Source organism: Paenibacillus sp. FSL H3-0457 (assembly GCF_037981725.1).
Lineage (GTDB): Bacteria > Bacillota > Bacilli > Paenibacillales > Paenibacillaceae > Paenibacillus > Paenibacillus amylolyticus.
In genome coordinates, this window is record NZ_CP150283.1 from 1873162 (window position 1) to 1896645 (window position 23484).

The window sequence follows — 23484 nt, forward strand, 5'->3', positions numbered from 1 at the left end:
GACCATTTTCATTAGTGACTTTTCTGATGAAAGTGTAGAAGCAAATAGAGTCTCCACTGTCGAATAAGACTGTGGAGGCTTTTTTGATTTTCTGAAAAGAGTAGAATATAAATGGTAGAGTTCAATGCTCAAAATGATTTCGCATTTACCAATACATGGGTTATGATGAATTAAGAGGATTGAACAGATATTGAAGCATGGGGAACTGTAACGGAGGTGCGGGTATGTCGAAGCATCATTTTGTTATTGAAAACAAATCGCAAGTAAACGAATATATCTATACTTCCTACTCTTGGGACTCTAACGGCGTGATACATGGGAGTGGATTAACCACAAAGAATCATGCGACCTTGGAAGACGAATTCATTGCGTACATCTATGATTCCCTTTGCTGGTTGGATACATGGAATCCATCTACCTGTATGAGATGTAGTGGACTGAACAACTATGGAATAACCGTTATTGAAGAGCAGGATGCGTTGTTGAAGTTTCATCAACTGATTCGAGCCTGGATGGATCTATTTAGCCATGCGACTGATCCGATCGTTCTTACAGGGAGTTACTGTGTTGATGGAGAAGAACAAAAGGGCTACTACGAGAAACTCGTGTACAACAAAGTTGAATTAATCAACGAATTACATAAGCTTGCGAACATGGCAAAGTATGCTGAGATAAATGGGAAATGCATTGTGCATTTCGGGATATGAAATTTAACTCTTTTAAGACCAATTGACTAAAGAAGGGAGTTTTTGTATTGCCTTGGCCTATGGTACATTTTGCAATTGCATCCGAATTGATATCCGAACCATTCCCTGAATTGTTATTGGGGAGCCTTGCTCCTGATTCGATCCATGTAAGAACTAATCTTCGTACAGAAAAGGCGAAAACCCACCTCATGCCAGAGGCAGGAAGATTCGCAACAGACGAAGAACTTAAAGGATTTTTTGAATCCAACAAGAAATTAGCTTATAGTGATCCCAAATTCCTGCAATATCTGTGCGGTTACATCGCCCATATCTATACGGATCGCGCGTGGACATTCGATATCTATCCTGCATATGAAGTCCATCCCAACGGAAGAAGTGTGTATACACAGGATGTCACAAAGCTGGAGTTTATGATTTTACGGAATTGGAACAGGGCCAACGATTGGTTAAATGAGCTGAATGTGGGAAGAGCATTTGATTTAGGCGGATTGCTGGAATCTGAGGTGTACCAGTATAGAGAAGAGAAACTTGAGTTTTTAGTTAACCCTGACAACGAACCTTTGGGTGATTTAAATATGTTATCCATGGAAGCTATGGAAGAGTTCATACATAAAACGGCGTTAGCGCTAAAAGAATTGTATACAAGTTGGAATGTGTATGAAGATTTACGCAGCAATGAAGGCACTGCACAAATGCGTTTGTGAGTTGCATCCCAAGATTAATGAGATTATTTTAGCTGTAAATGAAGGGAATATTGCGGCACAGCGGTTATATCTGAAAATGGGTTTCCAGTTATTCTGCTTCACAGAATTGCATAAAGGAGGATGACTATGGACATCGTTATGACACTTGAACCGCACGGATGGCTGGATATTCTTGTTCAACCCGATCAGGGAGAACAGATTGAGATTCCGGTTTCTTTTTTGTCGGATGCGGTGGATGAGATAGCATGTCAATTCGTTGCATTGCACAAAGGAGCGACGGAGGTAACCATGACCATGCAGACCGAACCTGGAGAATATCGCTTCTGGATCAAGAAACGTTCGCAGGTAATCGTTCAATTCATGGTGTATGAGATGAGTTATAATTTTAGTCCGAAAGCCATTACAGAGGGGCGATTACTTATGTCCGAGGAGTTAACCCTGGTCAAGTTGACCAAGCTGTTCTACAGAGAACTAAGCAAAATGAAGGAAATGGGACTGGAGGAATATCACAAACGGTGGAGTTTTGAATTTCCCCTGAATGCCTATGAGCGGATAGGAAGGGTTGTCCAGATCCGATGAAATCGATATTTTTTGACGAGAAGGAGGGGTGACATGGCGAACATACATAAGGGAAGGTATTCCGCTGAGATTGAGGGAGAATTTGTTGTTTTTATCATCGGAATGAGGATCAATCGTCTGTGGGCTATACACAAATGGTTGCCTGTCTTTAAGTCCATGGGACCGATGATTAAAGAACTGTATATGAATCCGGAGACTGGATTTCTGAGTACAGAGTATTTTATAAGTTGGCGTGGGGTGACGCTACTACAATACTGGCGCTCTTACGATGAATTGGAGAAATACGCACGAGGCGGAGTACACTTGGAAGCTTGGAAAAAATTCAACCGATCCATTGGTACTGACGGAACAGTAGGGATATATCATGAAACATACAAGGCTCAGTCGGGTTCCTTCGAGACCATATACGCCAACATGCCCAAATTCGGATTAGCTAAAGCTTCTGACCATGTGCCTTCGACAGGGAAAATGGAGACATCCAGACGCAGAATGGGCGGAGAGAATGACCCGGCCGTGGAAGTACCAGAGAATCCTTAAATAGGTAAAAAGAAAGGGGCATGTTATGAAGGCTAAACTTCGACCAGAAGATATATATTCAAAGCAACTTAGCTGGCTGTGTATTGAACCAATGCTTGTTTCGGTACGGGGCAGAGATATGGCAGCCAAAACAGAGATATACCGAATGTTACACGAAGGGCAACAAGCTTTATTTCTGTTCTATTCCTATCACAATCACACGAAAAGTCTGGCAGAATTTTATTGGTTTTCGGCATATAACATCATTGAGATCAAAAGCTGGAATGGAATAAAAAATGGGATGCACTTTTTTTATTTAGATGAGATGGTTAATGTACTTGAACAGATTGAAAGTCTCATTACGGACAAAAATAAAGTGGGTGAAGAGTGGCTTGAGGTGCTGGCAACAGATCTGGATAAGGACCCAATCTTGCTTCAGAGAACAGAGGTGTTATATGACACCTATCAGACCGTGGCGCAAGCAGCTATTACACATATGAATGAGATGATCCTGCAAAATCGGAATATGTATCTGGAGATTGAGTAAGGTTAACGTAGCACCTCCTTATATTAAAAGAACTGCTCCCATGGAGTGGTTCTTTTTAGTATTTATGCAGTACCGATGCAACAAACTTGCAAAATCATGCAACAAAACGCAATACAGTGGGATTGCCGTAACTATGCTTGTAATATGAGTTGTGAGAGGAGGGGCAAACACATGAAAGTCATTTTTGAAGAGGACACGACAGTTGAAAAAAGGTTAGCCAAGGTCATAACCCATCCTGCGGAGAAGTCGAAGTGGGACCGTATTCAGAAGGCAATCTGTGAATCGGAAACTCAATTAACGGTCATCCATGCCAAGAATAATCGCAATATACAGATCCAGTTGAGCTCAGTGGTTGCCTTTGAATCAGAGGATCGGATGTGCTGTGTCCGGGTGATCTCAGGTGAGAGGTACTTGCTTCATAAACGTCTGAAATTTGTAGAAGAGGATCTGGATGACCTTCATTTTGTAAAAATAAATAATCAAACGATCATCAATACGCGGTACATCACCGCATTCTCTGCAACAGACCAAGCTCGAATTAAGGTAGACCTGAGCGATAGCTCCAGTTACTTCGTCAGCCGATTTTATATTAAAAACTTTAGGGGGAAATTATCATGATTACTCAACTTAGAAATTCTTTTTTTCAAGTATTCACTATAATGACGCTATGGATCACGTTCTTGGCTACAATATTCTTTGGTGATCTGCCCATTCAGATGTCCTATTTATGGAACATAGCGGGTATTGCTTTTATTGCAGCTTTGTTGTTTGGAATGATGTATAACATACTGTGGAACTATTTTACGTTAAAACCGGTATGGAATATCGTCATTTCTTCCACATTCAATATTGCAGGAGGTATGGCGATGGTATGGTTATTCTCGGTAGACATGTTCCAATTCATCGCTCCCTGGTTCCCCGGCATGTGGTTATTATCTATCGTGCTGCACGTCATCGCTTTTTATTTTTATGCTAGAATGGATAGCAGGAAAAAAGCGGAAGAGTTAAACAACATTCTCAAGTAGGTAAGGGGAACAAATATGAACGAGGAAGAACTGTTGCAGTTGTACGGGGTGGAACCTGATGAGGTACACCGGGAGGCCATCCGACAGCTGCTTCAGCAAGAGATTGAGAACCGAAAGTCAGAGGATAACGAGGTTCTGAGACTATTGTGCATCATGTTATTCTGTATTGGAAATGTGGAGGACACCACGCTGATCTGGCAAGCCAAACGAAAGAATCAGGATACGGGCAGTTATATTGATGTGCAGTTATTATGTGGTGCGGGATATGAGCAGACCTTATTTTATCTAGAAAATATGGTCGGGGGGCAGGCACATGAGGAGTTGCTTTACCTTAAACAGTGCGAGCCGTATGATTTTGTTGATTTTTCCAAAGCGGAATGGGTCTCAGACTATAAACAATATTACGGTGTTTGATATATGTGCACACTGGAAGGAGGGGGACTATGCCAAGTTTGCATGACAACATCATATTAAGTTACGAAGTTGATTTAGAGAACAAAAGAATCAGGATGCGCTCACGTTCAAGTCATGCTGTATCGAAAAATATGGATGTTTTATTCTCTGGTGTTATGGCCCATACGTTTGATACACCGCTGCATGGCAGCATTATTTTGGATCTGGATGAGTGGGATATAGAGCATTTTATCCCTTATAATCGAGAGTTGTTAGAATCGGGGATGGGTCAAGGGTGGCCTGTCAGTTATGATTCCTATGACGAATTGCAAATCCGGCTGATCGAGGAGAAATACAAGTACATGGTGATCTCATCCTCGTATGGATTGAGTGGTTGGGTTTTGGCAAAGAACGTAGAGATTTCTGTTCAAGAAATGGGGTGAACGGGATGGAGCGTGAGAACACGCAGCATGGTAGCAAGAGGGGCGCTGTACTAAGAGCGGGCATTGTTGTGCTTGTTGTTCTGTTCGTTATTCTTGTCATGATCAATCCAAACGAAGAAGATTTTGTCGCATGGCTCGCAAGTGAACATAACATCCATTCTTCGTATAATGTGGTTGAAGGCAGGACGTTTGTGCAGAAAATCGATGGTGAGGGAAGGAATCTTCATGTTAAAGGTGGACATATACGGCATATAGGGATTTTTTCAACATATAGTTACCTTTTCTCGGATACTGAAGAAAAAGAGATCCAGATTGAAGCGGTCGGCATAATGAATATGTTATTTGACAGATAGGTAGATTGATTGTGGACAGTTACAAAAGTTGAGTGAAAGTTCTGCTGATAACCACGCGCTTTGCATGATTTAACTCGTGCAGAGAAGCGTGGTTTTTTGCGCGAAATGCGATAGAAATAAAGATGGTTAACTTCGTTTATTCGCAAATTCCACATTATGGGTTATGATGTACCTTGAGAGAAAATTTTACATACATAGGAAGTCTTTATTTAAATAAAAGGCACAACAGGATGAAGAAATATCGACATCCCATGAGAAGGAAGACATCCCACCAGAGTATTTCGATGAAACAAACTATACAGGGGACAAATTGGAAATCGTCAAACTTATGAATGCCCGTATGCGTTATTTATACGAAAAGGATGAAAAAGCATATATGAGTTTGATTGATCCTGAATCTCCTATATCGGGCATGGGAAGATACAAAGTTCTCAAGGTTACTTCCATGAGCGACATAACTATACAGGAGCAAAGGAAGCTCTTTCAGGCAGTGGTGACGGTTAACGAGTTAAAAGAGAACAATGAAGAGTATAACAATATGATGGTGTTTTGGAAAAAGAAAGAAGATGGCGATAACGCGCAATGGGTTATTGCGGATATTGATTAATAACATAGTGTCTGACACATGGAAGATCCATATCTTCACACAAAATAAAGGGTGATGTAATGATGGCAAGGCGATTAATACTGATTGAAGGATTACCGGGTTCAGGCAAGTCAACGATTGCCGAGATGGTTTCCGAAATTTTGATAGAACAAGGTAAGAAGGTACAACTATTTCAAGAAGGGAACCTGGATCACCCTGCTGATTACGAGGGCGTATCTTTTTATTATGCAGGAGACTTCGAGGCTTTATTGGGCACGCATGAAGATTACAGAGAGGTTCTGGAAAGCAATGCGATTGCCTATGATCAAGGCTTCCTGATTCCATACCGTAAGATGAAAGAGCAATGGGGAATAGAGCTTCCCGATCACATTGTACAGGATATTTTCAGACGAGATATTTACGAAATTCCTTTTGAGCAAAATGTTAAGCTGATCACCAGGAAGTGGCAAGATTTCTCCCAAAACGTGTTAAGCACGAATGATGACTGCATCACGATATTTGAATGTTGTTTTATCCAGAATCCACTAACCATGGGTCTTGTAAAATGCAATCAATCCAAAGAGCAAAACGTGCAGTATGTATTGGAACTTGGGTGTATCATTCATGCTCTGAACCCGCTTCTCATCTATATCGACCAGAAAGATATATCCTATACATTTGATAAGGCGGTTAGTGAAAGACCAAAAGAATGGTCAGAGGGATTCATTAATTACTATACGAACCAGGGTTTGGGGCAGGCACAGGGTTATCAGGGTGTTGAGGGTACGGTACAGGTTTTGCAGGAAAGAAAGAAGCTGGAGTCCGAAATCTATGGGTTACTTCAGATGGATAAGGTATGGCTGGATAATTCGGATTATGACCGCGAGGCTTGTAGGCACAAGCTAGAAAAGATTCTGCAGTAACCTTAATGAAATACGAATACATACCGGAGGTCAGTTTTATGACATTTTATGGAGTAGCCTTAATTGCAATAACCGCAATCTTAATTATTATAGGTGTTCGAAGCAAACGGAAAGCAATTCTTAGATGGGGCATAGCCAGTTTAATTTTATTGCTCGTACTCATCATTCCCTCATTCATCATGGGATTCATAGACGGATTTGCTGATGGGTGGTCAGCGAGATGACCACTGCAGATAACAATAATGTATCGTATGAACAAAATAACAACAAATTCAACTTCCGTGTGGCAGGTATTGTGATGGATGCGGGAAGAGTTCTTTTGCATACGACAGAACAGGATGATTTCTGGAATCTGCCCGGAGGTCGGGTGAAATTAAACGAGACAACAGAAGCGGCTATTGTGCGAGAGATGATGGAGGAACTGGGTGTTCATGTAGAAGCGCAAAGGCTCGCATATGTTAGTGAAGATTTCTTTGAATATGATGGTCTGAAGTATCATGAAGTTGGCTTTTATTATCTCATCACATTGCCGGAAGCCCATAAGCTATATAGTGAAACCGAATTCAAAGGTTTAGAAGATAACGGTAAGTTAATTTTCCAATGGTTTTCCTTGGACGAACTGGAGCGAATGGAAGTATATCCTGTGTTTTTGAAAGAGGAACTGAGTAACCTTCTTGATGCAAAAGGCATCAAACACTTCATTCAGAAATAGAGGAATAGGTGCCTATGGACATTACATTTATTCGTCATGGTCATGGCGAACACTTGATGGATTATCCAAACCAATTAAATTTTCTGCATCCTGGCCTCACTGAATTGGGAGAAAGTCAAGTCATAGCGTTGCGTAAACAAGTGGTTTTTGCGCCTGAAGACGTCATTTTGATTAGTCCAACGAAACGTACTATTGAAACAGCACAACTCCTAACCCCTAACAAAAATCTTGCGTTCTTCAGCCCACTGGTTGGCCCAAGAATGTTTCCTCAGAATCCAGAGTTTGTTCCTTTCGTCTGTGATCAGATCTATTCCAAGGAAGAACTCAGCCATCAGTATACTGACATAAGAATGCTTAATTTGGGGTTGGATTGTTGGGAAGAAAGTATTAATCAGATGGATGCAGATCGGTTCCAGATATTAGCTGAAAAGCTTCTTGAATGGTGCAGGCAACAGAGCGGCAATACGTTTATCATTTCACATGACGGTACGATATCGAACTACAGGATATTACTCGGAGAAAAAGAGTTAACCAAAAGTGATTTTCTGGGTGAAGCCGGGCAGTACACAATCCGAAACGTTTAACGATTAAAGGTGATTCCATCAATCTCTTCTATTACACATTGCACAAGGAGTCTGTTTTGTAGGTGGTCTATAACTGTACTTAGGGGGACTTTCAAATGAAGTTATCGGATTATGAATATTTAACTTTGGCTCTGGAAGAAGCAGAACAATCACTTATTGAAGGAACGTATCCGATTGGTGCGATAATCGTGGATGTGGATGGGATTGTCGTGAGTAAAGGCAGGAACCGAGTTTTCTCGGATTGCGACCCCACCGCACATGCTGAGGTGGATGCCATTCGTCGGGCAGGAAAACATTTGCTGGATGTAGAGAAGAAGAAATTCTCGAAGAAGAAAGACTTGACGCTTTATACTACCTGTGAACCTTGTCCTATGTGCTCTTGTACCATATTAATGTCGGGTATTAAAAAGATTGTATGGGCAGCGGATGATGAAGAATATGGCGGACTTCGACGTTTCAAGGAAGGGCCTCATTTTATCCATATGTTTGACACGTTATCCTGTGTTGCAGCACCCTATCTTGATCTGGAAAACAGACAGAGGGCTTTGCTCGCCAAATGGAATATTGGTAGAGGTTTGCTTAATACAGAGTGGGAGATTCCTAAGCAATGATCCTAATCCAAAGGAGATGAATTCATATGGAATTCGTGGGAGAGAAGGTAAGAATAACAACAGTCACAGAGCAGGACCTCGACTTCATATGTCAACTTGAATGTGACGCAAACATATGGAGCTTTGAGGAAACTGTTGAGACGGATGAGGAGAAGGTTCGCGAGAAATATCGCAGCCATTTTGCTGTCGCAGATGAGAAACCGTATGCCTATGATTTTGTTATACGCCGCTTGAATGATCCGGAAGATACACCCATTGGTATTGTTCAGATGTGGAGTTATGTGGATTACCGAAAAAGCTGGGAACTTGGATTCGCTGTACTTTCAGAATACGCAGGCAACGGATATGGGAGCGAGGCTACCCGTCTTTTGTTACAATTTGCGTTTCAAGAGTTACAAGATCATAAGGTCGTCGGCATGTGTAATTCACAAAACGTTCGCTCAGCAGCACTGATGCAGCATTTGGGTATGACACGGGAGGCCGTCTACCAGGAAGAACTATGGTGGAACAATCAGTGGACAGACCAGTATTTTTTCTCGATTTTGGATAGAGAGTTTAAGCAAGTCTAATAGGTACGGGAGGAAATAAGATGACTACGTTGGCTCTGTTGTGTTTCTCGTAAATTAGGGCAAAGGTGGTTATAACCATGGAGAGAATTACGGTCTATCATTATGATGCTTTCTCTACAGTTCCCGGTCAAGGTAACCCGGCAGGAGTGGTTTTTGATGCTGATCATTTCAGTGAGACGGAGATGCAGCAGATCGCTTATAAGGTTGGTTTTAATGAGACAGTATTTGTGTTGAATTCTGAAGTAGCTGACGTCAGATTACGTTATTTTACGCCGGGCCATGAGATTAATCTGTGTGGTCATGCCACAATGGCATCACTGTATGGTTTGAAGACGCGTGGGATGTTGAGTGACAAAGAGCTAATCACGATTGAAACCAATGTAGGTACATTACCCATACGATTTGAGTGCAATGCCGACACCATTTACATGGAAATGAAACAGGATCAGCCGCAGTTTATACCGTTCCAGGGGGATATCGAGAAGCTGGTAAGCGCCATTAATCTCACTCTGGATGAGGTTGACCTTTCTACGCCAATCGTTTATGGAAGTACGGGAAACTGGACGGTATTAATCCCGATTCGTGGACTGAACTCTTTTATGAAAATGAAACCGGATTCTTCCCTGTTCCCAGGGATTTTAATTGAGAATCCCAAAGCTTCCCTACATCCCTTTTGTTTCGAAACTCGTGATTCCGATGCGATGATGCATGCCAGACATTTTTCATCACCTTACTCTGGTACGACGGAAGATCCAGTGACTGGAACAGCCTCCGGGGTGATGGGTGCTTATTATTTAACCTATGTGAAACCGGAGATTGATGAGGTACAGTTTGTGATAGAGCAAGGGCATGAGATTGGAAGAGATGGAGAGGTTCAAGTGAGTGTGATTCGGGATGGTGAGGATATGGATGTCAGAATGAAGGGGACAGCTGCTTTTGTGCGTGAACTGAATGTTGAATTGGACATTTGATCATATACGAAAGCAAAAAGCGCGAAGGGAGATTAACATTTTGCAAATTATTGATATTCGGCAGAAGCCGGACGTGATGCAAGAAGCAGTACAGTATTTCTGGAAACAATGGGGCTCGGAATCAAGCTTCCATTTCTATCGGGATTGTATAGAGCGTTCTGTGGATACAGAGAGTGATGTGCCAAGATTTTATGTGATGTTGGACGGAGACCGAATTATCGGTGGGTACGCTTTGTTGCGAAGTGATCTGAATAGCAGGCAGGATCTCTTTCCCTGGTTTGCATGTCTTCATGTTGATCCAGAATATCGGGGCCAGAATCTGGGTGGACAACTTCAGACCCATGCATTAAATGAGGTGAAAGCAAAAGGGTATGACAAGCTGTATTTATGTACTGATCTGACTGATTATTATGAAAAAAATAACTGGGCCTATATCGGTAAAGGATACCTGCTTGATGATGAAGAGACGCGAATCTATGAATATAAGATTTGATAGAGGTTACACACGTTTTAGGGCTCTGCCTTGAATTCGGGAGGAATGAACCTATGATTACCGAGATTAATAAACATGAATTCCATAAAGTAAAACATCTCACGGACTCGTGTCAGAATATTGAAGTCAAGGCGGTGGCGTCTGGCTTGAATCCGGGACGAATATATGTAGATGATGCAGAGAATATCACAGCAGCTCTAATTTGGATACATGGACAATCTGGTTTTCAGTTAATCGGAGATTCTCGAAGTGAACCCTTTCTGAATGAATTGAAAGAGTACATGCGGGAACGTATTGAACCTGAATTATTAAACTTACATATTCATGCTGTTGAAATTGGTGTGGTGGACGAAGCCTGGGAAGATGTTCTTCGGCACATCTCCGGGAAAAGAGATATCTCCAGTGATATTCAGCATGTATTCAAGTTGAATCCAAATCTGATAAGTCAGCAAGCACCTCTCGACATATGTGCTTCACAGGACGAGAAAGTCAGAATTGTCAGGATAGATGAAGTATTATTAGGAGAGAAAAGATATAACAATTCTCCATTCCTGAAATATAAAATCTCTCACTTTTGGAATAAAATAGATTATTTTTTACAACATGGCTTTGGCTATATTGCAGTGCATAACGATGATATCGCGAGTGTTTGCTTTTCGGCATTTATCGCAGATCAGACACATGCGGTTGATATTGAAACGGTTGAAGTCTACAGAAGAAGGAATTATGGTGCGATGGTGGCAAAAGCTTTTGTGGAAGAATGCAGTCGTGTAGGTATACATCCGTATTGGGATTGTTCACCGGACAATGCAGGCTCAATTCATCTGGCACAAGGTGTGGGGATGTCACTCGATTTTAACTATAGAGTTTACTGGTATGATCTATCCACATAGATGGATCTGAAGGAGGATGTGCTGTGAGCGAATCATTACAGGATCAGATTCAATTTCTCATTGAGATTGATAAACTCAAAACGATTGAACGAAAGACGAGAATTATGCATGGTGAGAGAATTGAAAATGATGCGGAGCATTCTTGGCATCTGGCGATGATGGCCTTGGTTTTGCAGAGTCATGCCAACAAGGATGTGGATATCCTCAAAGTCATTAAGATGCTTCTCGTTCATGATCTGGTCGAGATTGATGCCGGAGATACATTCGCTTATGATACGGTGGGACACACGGATAAATATGATCGTGAACTCCAAGCGGCTCATCGGCTGTTTGGTATGTTGCCTAAGGAACAGGCTGAAGAACTACTCCAGTTATGGTTAGAGTTTGAAGCAAAGCAGACTCCTGAAGCACAATTTGCTTCATCTCTAGATCGGTTGCAGCCTCTGATACACAATCATCAGAATGAGGGAGATACGTGGCAGAAATATAACATTACAAGTGAACAGGTGATAAACAGAAACCGTGAGATTGCGAACGGTTCCGAAACATTGTGGGAGTATGCGCAGCAGATTATTCAGAAATCCGTGGATCAGGGAATCCTGTCCAAATCATGAGGATATGTTTTCACGTATGCACTTTGAAGATGGAGGAGAAGCATCTATGGGATATATCATGGAGCTGAGAAAATTGGTAGGCCCGCGTCCTTTAATTATGACGGGCTCATGTGTACTCGTTTTCAATGAGGAAGGTCACCTACTGCTGCAAAAACGTACAGATAGCTTGGATTGGGGGACACTTGGGGGATCAATGGAACCCGGGGAGTCTTTGGAGGAAACAGCTGCGCGGGAATTGTATGAAGAAGCCGGACTGAGAGCGGAATCGTACAAACTCAATAGCGTTTTTTCAGGTGAAGACATGTACTATCAATACCCACATGGTGATGAAGTTTACAACGTCATGGCTGTTTATGAAGCTTCAGGCATCAAGGGCAGCCCAACCATTATGGATAATGAAGGGCTGGAACTCCGATATTTTGATCTGAATCAGCCGATCCCTGAGATCAATCCGTTTACGGAATATGTGTTGAAGAAGGCAGGATATATTAGAACTAACTAGTAAGAGGAGGGTATGTTATGACGCAGGACTTCTATTGTGATGAGGTGCTGAGTGGTAAAACGCAAGTCAAAGTTGTCATGGAAACAAATAACGTTATGGCTTATCATCACACTCGCCCTTACTACAAGCATCACATTGTTGTAATTCCCAAGATTCATATCCAGTCCCTCATTTCAGAAGAAGAAGAGAATAATGATGAACTACTCTTAGAAATGATGCGTGTCATTAAAAAGATTGCTGCTGACTTGTTAGCTCAGACAGGCTCATCGAAGATTGTAACTAACTTGGGCAGTTATCAAGACTCGAAGCATCAGCATTGGCATATAGTCAGTGGTGAGCGAACTTAGGAAACTGTATACCGGATTACAAAACTTCCACCTTTCACATACGGATGTGGAAGTTTTTTCGTTTTGAACCACTAAACATACCAAACAACTCTTACATCTACCCCAAAATGAACTAAGGAAAAATATGCTAGAATAGGGAGTGAATATTTAAAAGGGTCAATTAGGAGGAATAATAATGATGGTTGGTTCTATAGTTACGATATTTGCAATGTTGATTAATGTGTTGTTATACGGACTGGGTGTGTATGCACTGATCCTGTTTATTAAGCTGGCCCGGCGTGGGATTCAGGCACTGGATATCTACTTGTATGAGAAACGCGGAGAGCGGTTCTAACGTTCACCATCTCACACTCGAACAGAATTATCATTTTTCTCTCAGTGTTTTATCTTTCCTATTCTAGTATGATTAACGCATCATTCCAGTAAAGAGAGGTTCATGACATGGATGCTTTTCTAGAACAAATTAACAAGTTAAACGAGCTTCAGAAAGACTTGGTTAGTCTACATCCTTTGTTTGCAGAACATTATCCAGTGGTTGTAGCCTATGAAGCTTTATTATATATCTATGATTATTCGTCCAAAACGCAGCAGTATGAGTGGGTGAAGACAGTACCTGACGATTTATATATTCCAGATGAATGCCTTGCCGCAATGCCGGTGCATCATATGGATGGAAGAATGTGTGCGATTGTAACGGATACAGCGTTCAAAGATCTGGAGCAGAAAGTCTATCTGTTCCACGAATATGTTCATTGCTATGTATATGAGAAATATGATGAGCGGATCGTCAACCGTCTTCAAATTAAGCATAAAATGGACCAGCTGAAGCGTGTAACATGGGAACTGGATTATGAATTTCCGTATGAAGATGAAATCGTTGTGGAGCGGATTAACTCATTGTTGTCTGCTTTGAAGAGTAAAGACCTGACACAAGTACAGACAGCTAGAAAGGCGTTGTTCACTTCATTAAATGAAGAACAAGCCGAGTATTGGAGCTGGTTGGAGTGGAACGAGGGTTACGCGCGTTATATTGAGAATCTGATTCGGGCAAAATTTGGGCAGGAAAGCAACCATATGGGAGACACTGCTCCGTTTAATCGTCTAGTATTCTATGAATGTGGATCGGAATACATTAGTCTGCTTGTGAAGGAGCACCCGGAGTACCATACGGATCTGGAGCAGCTGTTTGACCGCATGCAAGTGGAGAGAATTCAGGGATAATCACGCATCTACGGTGAAAAAAGGTGGAACCTAGCGAAGTCTCACTATTCCAGTGATCTGCGTTGCACCAGTAGGTTATATCGTTTCTTTTTATTAAGTATAGTAGAATACTTCCCGATAAAAGGAGATCAACTCTATGCCGTTACCTATGGTTCATCTCAATATTGCTAATCTGATTGCAGACTCGCTGCAAATTCAGGCTGATCGAGGTTCATTATATCTGGGGAATATCGCCCCAGATTCCATACATATGCGCGAAGGTACAACCAGAGATGATAAGGAATACACCCATTTCAACCCAAAAGATGATGGAGATTACGTTGGTGAATTGAAGGATCTTTACTCATTCTATATGCAACAACTTACCGATGAAGGATGGAAGTGGTTTGTGCGAGGATACTTTATGCATGTGCTAACAGATTATTACTGGTTCCGTAGTGTGCATCCCGAATTCGTCGAACGGGTCAACAAGGTAGATCAACATACAGGCAGTAGCAGATCGAAGGATGAACTAGCGCGTTTATATTACCAGGAGACGGACCAGATCGATTTCAATCTCTATCAAGGTTCGAGTTGGAGCGAAGAGGTATGGCAGGTGCTCAACAGTTCACCAGGTTATGACATGACGGGTCGTTTAACTGCTGATGAGATTGTGCGCTGGCGGGACCACACGTTTTCTTTTCTTAATGGGGAAGAACCGGGAATTACTCCTGAGTTCATCACGGGTGAGAGAGTTCAGGTATTTGTGGAAGAGACCGTAGAGCGACTGATCGCTTTGTTGTCTTCATGGGACCCGGAGTTACGTAATTTGATATGAATATAGATAGTTAGTGCAGTTGAGTCATTTCATTATATACTGTATTTATTACTTCTCTACTCATTACTAGTTTATTTAATACTAAGTCAGGGAGGCACGCAGTATGGTGAAATATGTAGGAGTGTTGCTCGTATTTGTCATTGCCACGTTCATTGCAGGGTGCAGTAAACCGAATGAATCGAACGTGGAAGAGGGGCTTCCTCTATTGATCACCTTAACCTGTAATCCAAACCTCACTTTGGAACCATGCCAAGATGTTGAGTTTGATCGATCTGACGAGATTCGGATCATGATGGATGCCATACATAAGGCTGAGCGTTTGCCGGGTATTCTCAATTATGGTACACAGTACGACCTGAGCATAACAAATGCGGACAGCTCGATAACACGGTATGATTTTTCATTAGGAATGGATCCCAAGATGCAAGGCCTGTTAGTAAACCATGAAGACACGCACACTGGATATAGCATTCCTCTTGAGGATTCGAATCAAATAAGAAGACTGATTCAGCGACGTACAGATTAAGAAGGTAAATGGAACGGAGAAGAACCTGTGGATGACAAAATTACCATTGAACCTTTGACGCGATAGGATGCAGATGGAGTGTATCAGGTGTTTGAGACAACCATTCCCGCAGCATTTGATCAGGAGGGAATAGGCTCGCTTCTGGATGATATTTAGGGTGAAATAACACAGAAAAAAGCGATGATTCACAAGGCATTGCAAGCAAAGGACAACATCAAAGCAAGTGTATTTTTCCTCGTCGCCAAAATGGGAGATGTTATTGTAGGCACAATCTCGTATGGACCGTGTGGTAAGGAGATCCGGGAATGTGCAGAGGGCCGGCTGAACGATATCGGAGAACTGGGTAGCCTGTACGTGTTGCCCGATGTTCAAGGTCAGGGGATTGGTTCAGCGCTCATTCTCGCACTGGTTACTGAACTGCAACGGCTGGGAATTCAGCAATTCTGCCTGGATAGCGGTTACCAGATCGCACAGAAGAAGTGGCAACGCAAATTCGGTGCACCCTATGTGGTGGCGAACAACTATTGGGGCGAAGGAACAGATCATATGGTATGGCTGTGTGAAGTACAGGATTTTATAGAGGTTGTTCAAAAAGCCCGCTTTTGATTACGAAGGATGCCTAGTGGCATCATCAGCATCGAATATGGAATTCAGCCGAAATGTCCGTTGCTCACGTAGTTTTCCCTACGCTCCGCTACTCCATTTCTAGCTTCATCCCATCTTCTCGGTACTGAAAACCAGTCTTTTTGAACATGCACTAAAGTAAAATGAAATGAACAAAAGAGATGACGACCTGTATTGTATAGGGGTCATCTCTTTATCTTTTTGCATCGATCGTGGACGATTGTTCGTACATTGTATCATGTGTGTTTTTATGTACCCGAGGAAAAAAGGAGTGAACATATGTCAATACAGTGGAATACACCCAAGCAACGGCTGTCCCCTCATGCGGTAAACTTGTGGAGAATTAGCGCCATCATATGGAATGTAATAGGTTTCCTGATCTTTGCCGTACTGTTAATACTCGACTCCATCTATGGATGGAAGACGTGGATTGGATGGATTTTGTGGGGCGTTACGGCCATATCTGTGCTCTATGCGGTGTGGGATATTTTCATCCAGCCTTCATGGTTATACAAGCATTGGTACTATGATGTGAATGAGGAGTTCCTGCAACTGAAGCGTGGGGCGCTAACCAAGGTACATCAGATCATCCCCATGGCGAAAGTGCAATCGGTTACAACAAATCAGGGACCTTTAATGCGAAAATATGGACTCTATTCCGTATCGGTTGGCACGATGGGTTCATCGCATGAAATCCCCGCATTGCCAGAGGAAGTCGCGCTTGCACTCCGTCATCAGATTGCGTCCTATGCGCGGATTAATGAGGTGGATGAATGATCGATATGAAGCGACATCATCCATTAACCATGCTGTGGAGCTTGTGGAAACAGGTAAAGAATTGGTTCGCCATCGTCCTTTTTTTGTTTGTTTTCCGTCAGGGCTCGGAGTCCCAATGGATATTCTATGGAAGAATCGCTTTTTATGTAGGTGTCTCCATTAGTATCCTGTCCATTATCCTGAAGTGGTTCACCTCGCGTTATGCAGCAGACGATACAGCCTTTCATATCTATAGTGGTGTGTTTAACCGTACTCGAAGAACGATACCTTATACGAAGGTCCAGAATGTGAATCGTCATACAACGTTGTTTCATCGGTTATTCAGGGTGACGTCGATTCGATTCGAGACCGGAATTAAGGGAGAAGATGCTACCTTTCAGTTACACGTTGTTTCACTTTCCGAAGCGGAACAGCTGGAGAAGATTGTAGCAGGTCATATGGCTGAAGAAGCAGTAACAGTAGGAGCAACAGAGGAACATGATACGTTGGATGCAGTTCAGGTTATGGAAGAGGGAGAGGCGCAATCCGAACCTGTTATAACGGATGAAGTCATGTCTCTACCTGCAAAAGAAAAACAGGAACGGGTTGTTCATTATCATTCCACCCGCAAGGACATATTCAAAGCATCCTTTACCTCGCTTAGCTTTCTCGTACTGATTCCGGTCTTGGCTACGCTCTATTCCTGGGTGAAAGACTTCTTCCCTGATGAAGAAGTAACGGAGAGTTTGTTATTAACCTGGCTTGATTCCTGGTGGATTGCCGGTTTGATGATTTTAGTTTTATTGATCATATCTATTGCTCTGGGCATAGTCAGAACCTTCGTAAAGTATGGCAATTTCCAGATCACCTCGGATGCCAAGCGGATCTATATCTCGAAGGGCATGATGGAGCAAACGTCATTTTCAATCCTGAAAGAGCGAGTCCAAGCCGTGAAAATTACACAGTCGCCAATGAAAAGGCTGCTTGGACTGGCGGAAGTAGAACTGACCACTGCAGGTAGTCTGGGAGAATCCGAGCAGGAAGTGAACTCGCTCTATCCCTTCTTGCCTGTGAAGCAAGCCTATACCCTGATTGAGGAAATCCTGCCATCCTATCGGGTTACGCAAGAGATGGAAAAACTTCCACGAATATCACTATGGCTGCGCCTGCTCAAACCAAGTTGGGGATGGATCATAATTACGGGTTTATTGTGGTACTTCAAACCATTGGTGTTTGGGCAGAAACATGCATGGTGGATGATTTCCGCGATTCTGCTCGTGTGGATTGCAACATGCAGAGTGATGGACTTTTTCCATACCCGATACATTCTGCATCAGAATTTCATTCAACTTCGAACCGGTGCGCTCACGTCAACACTTTTCATCTCCAAACGTGAGAAAGTCATCGAAGTGCAGATCACCCGTAATGTGTTACAGCGTTGGTTCGGTGTGGCTTCCATTCATACGGTAAACCGCGCCAAGCCAGTACTGCATCATCGGGCACATGACATTTCCCTGGATACGGCCAAATCATTTCAATCATGGTACATGGGTCGTACCCAAGATGTTCAGACCCGTTAATTGCAAGAGCAAGTGCAGGAAGACCAAACAAGGTTATTCTGTGCTTGCTCTTTTTAATTGAAGAATTTTTATTACTAAGGAGAAGGTCAACGTGAGTAAAAGGAAAATCATATCTCTGACGGTCTTGATCACTCTAGCGATCTTAGTTGTTACGCCCTTTGCATATGTAAAAGTGAATAAGATGATTTACGCTCATCGAGTGACTGAATATTTAATCGAGCAGAAGAATTATTCTTCCGAGGAAATTGCATCTGTAGAGGGCGTATGGTCAATCAAGCTGCCGCCGTTCCTTGCCATAGTCAAATTCAAAGATGAGCCTGACGTAGAATATATCTATTTTGCTCATAATGATGTCATCCAATTTAGTCACCGCATTTCGGAAGAAGCTCAGAAGAAAGGCAAGACGAAGTCACATCTGAAGCATTTTGTACCTATGATTTTATGAGAATGGATCGGCTAAAAAGATGAAGGATATCCAAATTGTGGATTTTCATGTAGAATGATATAGCACGTATTAAGCCCTAAAGCATAGGGTGTTGATCGAAGGGTGACTTATGAAAAAGGTTGTTATCGTAATCCTGTCTCTTGTCGTACTTGTTGGTGTATCCTCTTCCGCTTATGCTCATCCAGGCAGACTGGATAAGAACGGTGGACATAACTGTTCAGCCAAATCCAAACAAAAGGGTCTGTGCACAGGTTATCACTATCACAAAAAGAAAAAATGAGAATGAGCTGTACAAGATAAACCCGGCCATCGTTCAATGTATGGTTGGGTTTGCATGTGTACCATTGATTTAAAATGACGGAGGCGGTTACACCATGCAGATACAGGAGATATCGGTGTGGAATCATGACGATTTAGTGGCGATGCTGGTCGAAAGCTCCAGTGAGGGGTTCAGACATATCGAGCGATTAATCCATGAATATGAGACAGGAATCAATACATTCGAGCAAGAAGATGAAGCGCTTTTTGAATGCAGAGTGCACGATAAGGTGGTTGGGATCTGCGGTCTGAACAGAGATCCTTATTCTGAAGTGACTGATACAGGAAGAATTCGCAGGCTTTATGTGATGAGAGAATTTCGAAGACATGGGGTTGGGCGCAGGCTGATGGATGCGGTTATTCAAAAAGCGGAAAATCATTACGCTCGACTGGTTCTGTACACGGATCAACCGGTTGCTGGATTTTTTTATCGCGACTTGGGATTTAGAGAAGTGACGAGTATGGAGAAGATAACGCACGTACTGGAATTGGGGGAGAAGAAAGATGGATCATATTAAAGCCGTTATTTTTGATTTGGACAATACAATTCTGAACAGAACAATGACCTTTGACGGCTTCACGCAGAGTTTGATTAAAACCTATTTTGGTCACCTTGGTCAACCGAAGATATAAGCAAACGAATTATTGAACTCGACCAGGATGGTTATAAGGACAAACCCTTTCTGTTCAACGAGTTGTTGCATGAACTGCCCTGGGCAGAGCATCCGCCACATGCAGAACTGATGGAGTTCTATGGCAGAGAGTATGTGCGAAGTTCAGTTCTGATGGAACAGGCGCGAGAAGTCGTTCAGCATCTTCGGGGGAAATATCAAACCGGGTTAATTACCAATGGGCAGACCGATATTCAGTATGGGAAGATCGATCAACTCGGTATCCGGGATGATTACGACCATATTATTGTTTCAGAAGAGGCTGGAGTCAAAAAGCCCGATCCACGCATATTTCAGCTTGCGCTAGATCATTTCGGTCTAAGCCCAGAGCAATGCATCTACATTGGCGATCATCCGGTGAACGATATTGAGGGAGCGGCAAGCGTAGGCATGAGCACCATCTGGATGAAGGTCAACCAGCCGTGGCAGGACAGGATTACGACTAGTCCTTTACATACGATTGAGCATCTAAGTGAGCTGAAGAAACTGCTTTAGAAGACGGTTATATAAATTGAATTCCTATAATCACAGTCTGGAAAGCGAGGAACATATGGAAATTAGACAGATGGCTACAGCGTTTTTGAGCAATGGCTCAGAGATGCTGATGATGAAGAAGGCGGGTAGCAGATTGTTTGATTTTGAATTCTGGGGTGGCATTGGCGGACATCTGGAACAAGGGGAACTGAACACACCCATGACCGCCAGCTATCGGGAGATTGAAGAAGAGACCGGGTTCACGCAAGAGGATGTCGAACAATTTCGGCTTCGATATATGCTGTTGGAAGTTAACGGTGGTGAGATTTGGCAGCAGTTTGTATATTTCGGAGAGACCACGCATCGACATTTTGTGCCCTCGGATGAAGGCGAGTTATTCTGGATACCACTGGATGAGGTGTTGGACTTACATTCGTCTATTCTGATCAAAGCAACGCTTAGGCACTATTTACAACACCCAGGAGCAGAGGACATCTGGATTGGCAACGTTCAGAGCGGAACAGACCTAAAGAACACTCCACAGGTAATATGGAACAGAATGCAGGAAACGATATCATTTGAGCCAAAGGGGGTTAATCGATAATGTTGAAATATAGAATCGAAAGAAAAAAATTGAGATGGATAAATTACCTGTTGATCACTGTACTGATTGCTATCATTCTTCCGAGTAGTCATGTGGAGGCAGGCAGCACGATTACAGTGAAAACGAAGGTCCAATATTACAAAGGACAGCCATACATACATCTAACAGGTGGTAATAAATCTGTGACGGATAAACTGAACAAGACATTTAAACTTCACGCAGTGATAGCAGCTCGCTTGGACAAAGAAGAAAAGAAATCAAACAAAAAATATTTCTACATCACCATGGCCAGTGTAAAATACAATGCAAAAGAAAACTTATCTGTGGTATATGAAGATCATGTGTACACTGGCGGAGCACATGGAATGGATGCGACAAAATCATATAACTATGATTTAAGAACGGGGAAAGAACTGAAGCTAAGCGAGTATGTCAAAGACGATACTCAGATGGAGAAGGTAGAGAAATCAATCTCCAACAGTCTATTAGCCATGTATAATGCAGGAGTTTCTATTTTTGAAGAGAATATTTATGATTTTCAGCTTGATCAAACATCTGAATTCTTTTTATATGACAAAGGTATCGTCATCCGATTCCACCCTTATGAGGTTGCACCCTACGCTAAAGGGTTTGTAGATATCAAAGTCCCGTTCAGTAAATTCAACCAATAGATTGTTTGCAATAAAAGGCATGATCCAGTTCAATGAGGTCATGTCTTTTTCTATATATACAATCATTCAAAATACTCTAAATAATTTCAATAACTTCGGCTTCTATGTTTCTACATACCGTGTAAATAGCTCAACCCTATCCAAGATGCAGGGTTTGTTATGAAGCATATTGGAAACATGTTTCAGGCTGACCGTAGCAGAGTGTAAATACTATGGCAGCCTGAACGAGCGAACCGGTTTAATTTTGCATAGGGCAGAGGCGGTAGTTATGGGTTGTTGGAAGAAGATGATTTCATAAAACTACGCTGTAATAATTCGATTTTTCGTTTGTCTGTTCCGACGTTCTATCGCTTCCTCATAATCCCCGATCAGTGTATCAAAAATATGCTCCCACGACCGCTGCTCAGCCAGCTTTCTGCCTTCCAGTCCCATCATCCTCAATTGGTTCACGTGATTTCCCCAGAGACATATCTCCCGAATCAGTGCATCAGCCTGACCTGGCTCGAATAACACACCATTGCGGTGAGGGGATATCAGATCCTTTACACCTCCAGCATTGGCCGCCACCACAGGGAGTCCTGAAGCCATCGCTTCCAGTACCACATTGCCAAATGTCTCCGTAGAGGAAGGAAACACAAACAGATCTGCCGAAGCATACATAACAGCAAGTTCTTCGCCATGCATATAACCTGTAAAGGTGACATTGGGTGGGGATTGCAGACGCATTTTCGGGAGAGATGGGCCGTCGCCAACGATAATCCAGTGAACACGGGACTGCATTTCCTGGGGCAGCTGCTGCATGGTAGTCGTGAGAATAGCGATATCTTTTTCCGGGGCAATGCGTCCAACGTAGAGTAGAATAAGGGGAGCGGTGATGTGGTATCGTTCACGGATATCCGAGCTGCGTTTATCAGGGGAGTACAGGTTGCAATCAATCCCGCGAGACCAAAGTTTCAGACGCTGAATGCCTTGGGTTTGCAGGGTGTTTAACGTTTCCTGTGATGGAGTTAGGGTTGCATCACAGGCACGGTGGAACCACTGGATATATTTCCAGTAGAGAGGAATCATACTCTTCAACCGGTAGTATTCGAGATAACGATCGAAGTGGGTATGGTAGGAGACAACATGGGGAAGATGGTGTTTGAGGGCATACCTCAGACCAAGCAACCCCATATTAAAAGGCGTGGCGATATGCAGCAGATCGGGTTGAAAGGTTTGTAGCTGCTTGTGTGTGTCTGCTCTGTTGGGTAGAGCAATGCGGCATTCGGGATACAGAAAAAAAGGGATGTTGGCAACCGATCGGACTTGAGTCTCATGGCTTCCTTCAATGACGGAGTTCGGAGTAAACAGCAGATGTTCAATTCTTCTGCGGTTCAGATGGTTACTCAAGCGGTGGAGCGTGCCAGCAACACCATTGGTTTCCGGAAGATAGGTGTCTGTGAACAAGGCCAGGCGCATCATTACCCCTCCCAAGACTCGTGATGCCAAGATCATAACAGCGGAACATTTTCCAGAGGTCAATTGCACGTTAACTTGACGACATTCCCTGTAAATTGTTAAAGGATATACTATACCAACTTCCATAAGTTCAACTTATATAGCGTATTCTGATATGATGTAATAACGTGTCGGCGTAGTTGAACTTGAAATTTACACGAAACGGAGAGGGCAGAAAAAAACTGAAGAAGCGGAGCGTTCGCCTTTA

At 42.7% G+C, this 23484-nt stretch carries 37 protein-coding genes; 36 read left to right on the plus strand and 1 reads right to left on the minus strand.

What is annotated here, in order from left to right; translation table 11 throughout:
- The first annotated feature begins 224 nt into the window (after positions 1 to 224).
- From MHH25_RS08385 to MHH25_RS08560, 36 genes are all read left to right on the plus strand, one after another.
- Entirely contained in the window at positions 225 to 707 is a 483-nt protein-coding gene (locus MHH25_RS08385; RefSeq protein WP_340019756.1) for a hypothetical protein, read from the plus strand.
- Positions 708 to 754: 47 nt separating this feature from the next.
- The gene (locus tag MHH25_RS08390; protein ID WP_127544709.1) at positions 755 to 1411 is read left to right on the plus strand and encodes a hypothetical protein; all 657 of its coding nucleotides are present in this window, start codon (positions 755 to 757) and stop codon (positions 1409 to 1411) included.
- Positions 1412 to 1537: 126 nt separating this feature from the next.
- Complete coding sequence (locus tag MHH25_RS08395) at positions 1538 to 1990, plus strand: hypothetical protein (RefSeq protein ID WP_340019757.1); 453 nt, start codon at positions 1538 to 1540, stop codon at positions 1988 to 1990.
- Positions 1991 to 2023: 33 nt separating this feature from the next.
- Entirely contained in the window at positions 2024 to 2527 is a 504-nt protein-coding gene (locus MHH25_RS08400) for a DUF4188 domain-containing protein (RefSeq protein ID WP_340019759.1), read from the plus strand.
- Between the two features lie 25 nt (positions 2528 to 2552).
- Positions 2553 to 3053, plus strand: a complete 501-nt coding sequence (locus MHH25_RS08405) for a hypothetical protein (protein ID WP_340019761.1) — start codon at positions 2553 to 2555, stop codon at positions 3051 to 3053.
- Between the two features lie 171 nt (positions 3054 to 3224).
- Positions 3225 to 3671, plus strand: coding sequence for a LytTR family DNA-binding domain-containing protein (locus tag MHH25_RS08410; protein ID WP_047842163.1), 447 nt, complete (start codon positions 3225 to 3227; stop codon positions 3669 to 3671).
- Positions 3668 to 4078 (plus strand): hypothetical protein, encoded by a 411-nt coding sequence (locus tag MHH25_RS08415; RefSeq protein WP_076252609.1) that lies wholly within the window; start codon positions 3668 to 3670, stop codon positions 4076 to 4078. The genes MHH25_RS08410 and MHH25_RS08415 overlap by 4 nt, the downstream gene beginning before the upstream one ends.
- A gap of 15 nt (positions 4079 to 4093) precedes the next feature.
- A complete protein-coding gene (locus MHH25_RS08420; RefSeq protein WP_340019762.1) occupies positions 4094 to 4492 on the plus strand; it encodes a hypothetical protein in 399 nt (132 codons plus the stop codon).
- A 29-nt stretch (positions 4493 to 4521) separates the two neighbouring features.
- The gene (locus MHH25_RS08425; RefSeq protein WP_340019763.1) at positions 4522 to 4914 is read left to right on the plus strand and encodes a hypothetical protein; all 393 of its coding nucleotides are present in this window, start codon (positions 4522 to 4524) and stop codon (positions 4912 to 4914) included.
- 5 nt (positions 4915 to 4919) lie between these two features.
- Positions 4920 to 5267 (plus strand): hypothetical protein, encoded by a 348-nt coding sequence (locus MHH25_RS08430; RefSeq protein ID WP_340019764.1) that lies wholly within the window; start codon positions 4920 to 4922, stop codon positions 5265 to 5267.
- 310 nt (positions 5268 to 5577) lie between these two features.
- Positions 5578 to 5874: a hypothetical protein gene (locus MHH25_RS08435; protein ID WP_340019765.1), complete on the plus strand. Its 297-nt coding sequence runs from the start codon at positions 5578 to 5580 to the stop codon at positions 5872 to 5874.
- Between the two features lie 59 nt (positions 5875 to 5933).
- Positions 5934 to 6776 (plus strand): adenylyl-sulfate kinase, encoded by an 843-nt coding sequence (locus MHH25_RS08440; RefSeq protein WP_340019767.1) that lies wholly within the window; start codon positions 5934 to 5936, stop codon positions 6774 to 6776.
- Positions 6777 to 6996: 220 nt separating this feature from the next.
- Positions 6997 to 7488, plus strand: a complete 492-nt coding sequence (locus MHH25_RS08445) for an NUDIX hydrolase (protein WP_047842170.1) — start codon at positions 6997 to 6999, stop codon at positions 7486 to 7488.
- A gap of 14 nt (positions 7489 to 7502) precedes the next feature.
- Positions 7503 to 8072 (plus strand): phosphoglycerate mutase family protein, encoded by a 570-nt coding sequence (locus MHH25_RS08450; protein WP_340019768.1) that lies wholly within the window; start codon positions 7503 to 7505, stop codon positions 8070 to 8072.
- 95 nt (positions 8073 to 8167) lie between these two features.
- Positions 8168 to 8683 carry a nucleoside deaminase gene (locus MHH25_RS08455; protein WP_047842172.1) on the plus strand — a complete coding sequence of 172 codons (516 nt, stop codon included), beginning with the start codon at positions 8168 to 8170 and terminating at the stop codon, positions 8681 to 8683.
- A gap of 26 nt (positions 8684 to 8709) precedes the next feature.
- Positions 8710 to 9252 carry a GNAT family N-acetyltransferase gene (locus MHH25_RS08460; RefSeq protein WP_340019769.1) on the plus strand — a complete coding sequence of 181 codons (543 nt, stop codon included), beginning with the start codon at positions 8710 to 8712 and terminating at the stop codon, positions 9250 to 9252.
- Between the two features lie 77 nt (positions 9253 to 9329).
- Positions 9330 to 10223 (plus strand): PhzF family phenazine biosynthesis isomerase, encoded by an 894-nt coding sequence (locus tag MHH25_RS08465; protein ID WP_340019771.1) that lies wholly within the window; start codon positions 9330 to 9332, stop codon positions 10221 to 10223.
- A 40-nt stretch (positions 10224 to 10263) separates the two neighbouring features.
- On the plus strand, positions 10264 to 10716 hold the full coding sequence (locus tag MHH25_RS08470) for a GNAT family N-acetyltransferase (RefSeq protein ID WP_036610373.1): 453 nt from the start codon (positions 10264 to 10266) through the stop codon (positions 10714 to 10716).
- A gap of 53 nt (positions 10717 to 10769) precedes the next feature.
- The gene (locus MHH25_RS08475; protein ID WP_340019773.1) at positions 10770 to 11609 is read left to right on the plus strand and encodes a GNAT family N-acetyltransferase; all 840 of its coding nucleotides are present in this window, start codon (positions 10770 to 10772) and stop codon (positions 11607 to 11609) included.
- A gap of 23 nt (positions 11610 to 11632) precedes the next feature.
- Positions 11633 to 12223, plus strand: a complete 591-nt coding sequence (locus MHH25_RS08480; protein WP_340019774.1) for an HD domain-containing protein — start codon at positions 11633 to 11635, stop codon at positions 12221 to 12223.
- A gap of 46 nt (positions 12224 to 12269) precedes the next feature.
- Positions 12270 to 12725, plus strand: coding sequence for an NUDIX hydrolase (locus MHH25_RS08485; protein ID WP_340019775.1), 456 nt, complete (start codon positions 12270 to 12272; stop codon positions 12723 to 12725).
- A 17-nt stretch (positions 12726 to 12742) separates the two neighbouring features.
- Positions 12743 to 13072, plus strand: a complete 330-nt coding sequence (locus MHH25_RS08490) for an HIT domain-containing protein (RefSeq protein WP_036610365.1) — start codon at positions 12743 to 12745, stop codon at positions 13070 to 13072.
- Positions 13073 to 13247: 175 nt separating this feature from the next.
- Positions 13248 to 13406: a hypothetical protein gene (locus MHH25_RS08495; RefSeq protein ID WP_162158967.1), complete on the plus strand. Its 159-nt coding sequence runs from the start codon at positions 13248 to 13250 to the stop codon at positions 13404 to 13406.
- Between the two features lie 107 nt (positions 13407 to 13513).
- Entirely contained in the window at positions 13514 to 14293 is a 780-nt protein-coding gene (locus MHH25_RS08500; protein ID WP_340019776.1) for a hypothetical protein, read from the plus strand.
- A gap of 136 nt (positions 14294 to 14429) precedes the next feature.
- On the plus strand, positions 14430 to 15110 hold the full coding sequence (locus tag MHH25_RS08505; protein WP_340019777.1) for a zinc dependent phospholipase C family protein: 681 nt from the start codon (positions 14430 to 14432) through the stop codon (positions 15108 to 15110).
- A 103-nt stretch (positions 15111 to 15213) separates the two neighbouring features.
- The gene (locus MHH25_RS08510; RefSeq protein ID WP_340019778.1) at positions 15214 to 15636 is read left to right on the plus strand and encodes a hypothetical protein; all 423 of its coding nucleotides are present in this window, start codon (positions 15214 to 15216) and stop codon (positions 15634 to 15636) included.
- Between the two features lie 180 nt (positions 15637 to 15816).
- Positions 15817 to 16242, plus strand: a complete 426-nt coding sequence (locus tag MHH25_RS08515) for a GNAT family N-acetyltransferase (protein ID WP_340019779.1) — start codon at positions 15817 to 15819, stop codon at positions 16240 to 16242.
- Between the two features lie 297 nt (positions 16243 to 16539).
- Positions 16540 to 17037 carry a PH domain-containing protein gene (locus MHH25_RS08520; protein WP_340019780.1) on the plus strand — a complete coding sequence of 166 codons (498 nt, stop codon included), beginning with the start codon at positions 16540 to 16542 and terminating at the stop codon, positions 17035 to 17037.
- Entirely contained in the window at positions 17034 to 18596 is a 1563-nt protein-coding gene (locus MHH25_RS08525; protein ID WP_340019781.1) for a PH domain-containing protein, read from the plus strand. Before MHH25_RS08520 ends, MHH25_RS08525 begins: the two co-directional genes overlap by 4 nt.
- Positions 18597 to 18687: 91 nt before the next feature.
- Positions 18688 to 19041, plus strand: coding sequence for a DUF3139 domain-containing protein (locus MHH25_RS08530; protein ID WP_340019782.1), 354 nt, complete (start codon positions 18688 to 18690; stop codon positions 19039 to 19041).
- 109 nt (positions 19042 to 19150) lie between these two features.
- Positions 19151 to 19321: a YHYH domain-containing protein gene (locus tag MHH25_RS08535; protein WP_094030640.1), complete on the plus strand. Its 171-nt coding sequence runs from the start codon at positions 19151 to 19153 to the stop codon at positions 19319 to 19321.
- A 94-nt stretch (positions 19322 to 19415) separates the two neighbouring features.
- A complete protein-coding gene (locus MHH25_RS08540) occupies positions 19416 to 19877 on the plus strand; it encodes a GNAT family N-acetyltransferase (RefSeq protein ID WP_340019783.1) in 462 nt (153 codons plus the stop codon).
- Complete coding sequence (locus MHH25_RS08545) at positions 19864 to 19992, plus strand: hypothetical protein (RefSeq protein ID WP_340019784.1); 129 nt, start codon at positions 19864 to 19866, stop codon at positions 19990 to 19992. Before MHH25_RS08540 ends, MHH25_RS08545 begins: the two co-directional genes overlap by 14 nt.
- Before the next feature lie 65 nt (positions 19993 to 20057).
- Positions 20058 to 20525, plus strand: coding sequence for an HAD-IA family hydrolase (locus MHH25_RS08550; RefSeq protein ID WP_340019785.1), 468 nt, complete (start codon positions 20058 to 20060; stop codon positions 20523 to 20525).
- Positions 20526 to 20580: 55 nt separating this feature from the next.
- Entirely contained in the window at positions 20581 to 21108 is a 528-nt protein-coding gene (locus MHH25_RS08555; protein WP_340019786.1) for an NUDIX domain-containing protein, read from the plus strand.
- Positions 21108 to 21779: a DUF3298 domain-containing protein gene (locus MHH25_RS08560; RefSeq protein WP_340019787.1), complete on the plus strand. Its 672-nt coding sequence runs from the start codon at positions 21108 to 21110 to the stop codon at positions 21777 to 21779. The genes MHH25_RS08555 and MHH25_RS08560 overlap by 1 nt, the downstream gene beginning before the upstream one ends.
- Positions 21780 to 22079: 300 nt before the next feature.
- Here MHH25_RS08560 and MHH25_RS08565 read toward each other — a convergent pair whose 3' ends face one another.
- On the minus strand, positions 22080 to 23240 hold the full coding sequence (locus MHH25_RS08565) for a glycosyltransferase family 1 protein (RefSeq protein WP_340019788.1): 1161 nt from the start codon (positions 23238 to 23240) through the stop codon (positions 22080 to 22082).
- Between the last annotated feature and the right edge of the window lie 244 nt (positions 23241 to 23484).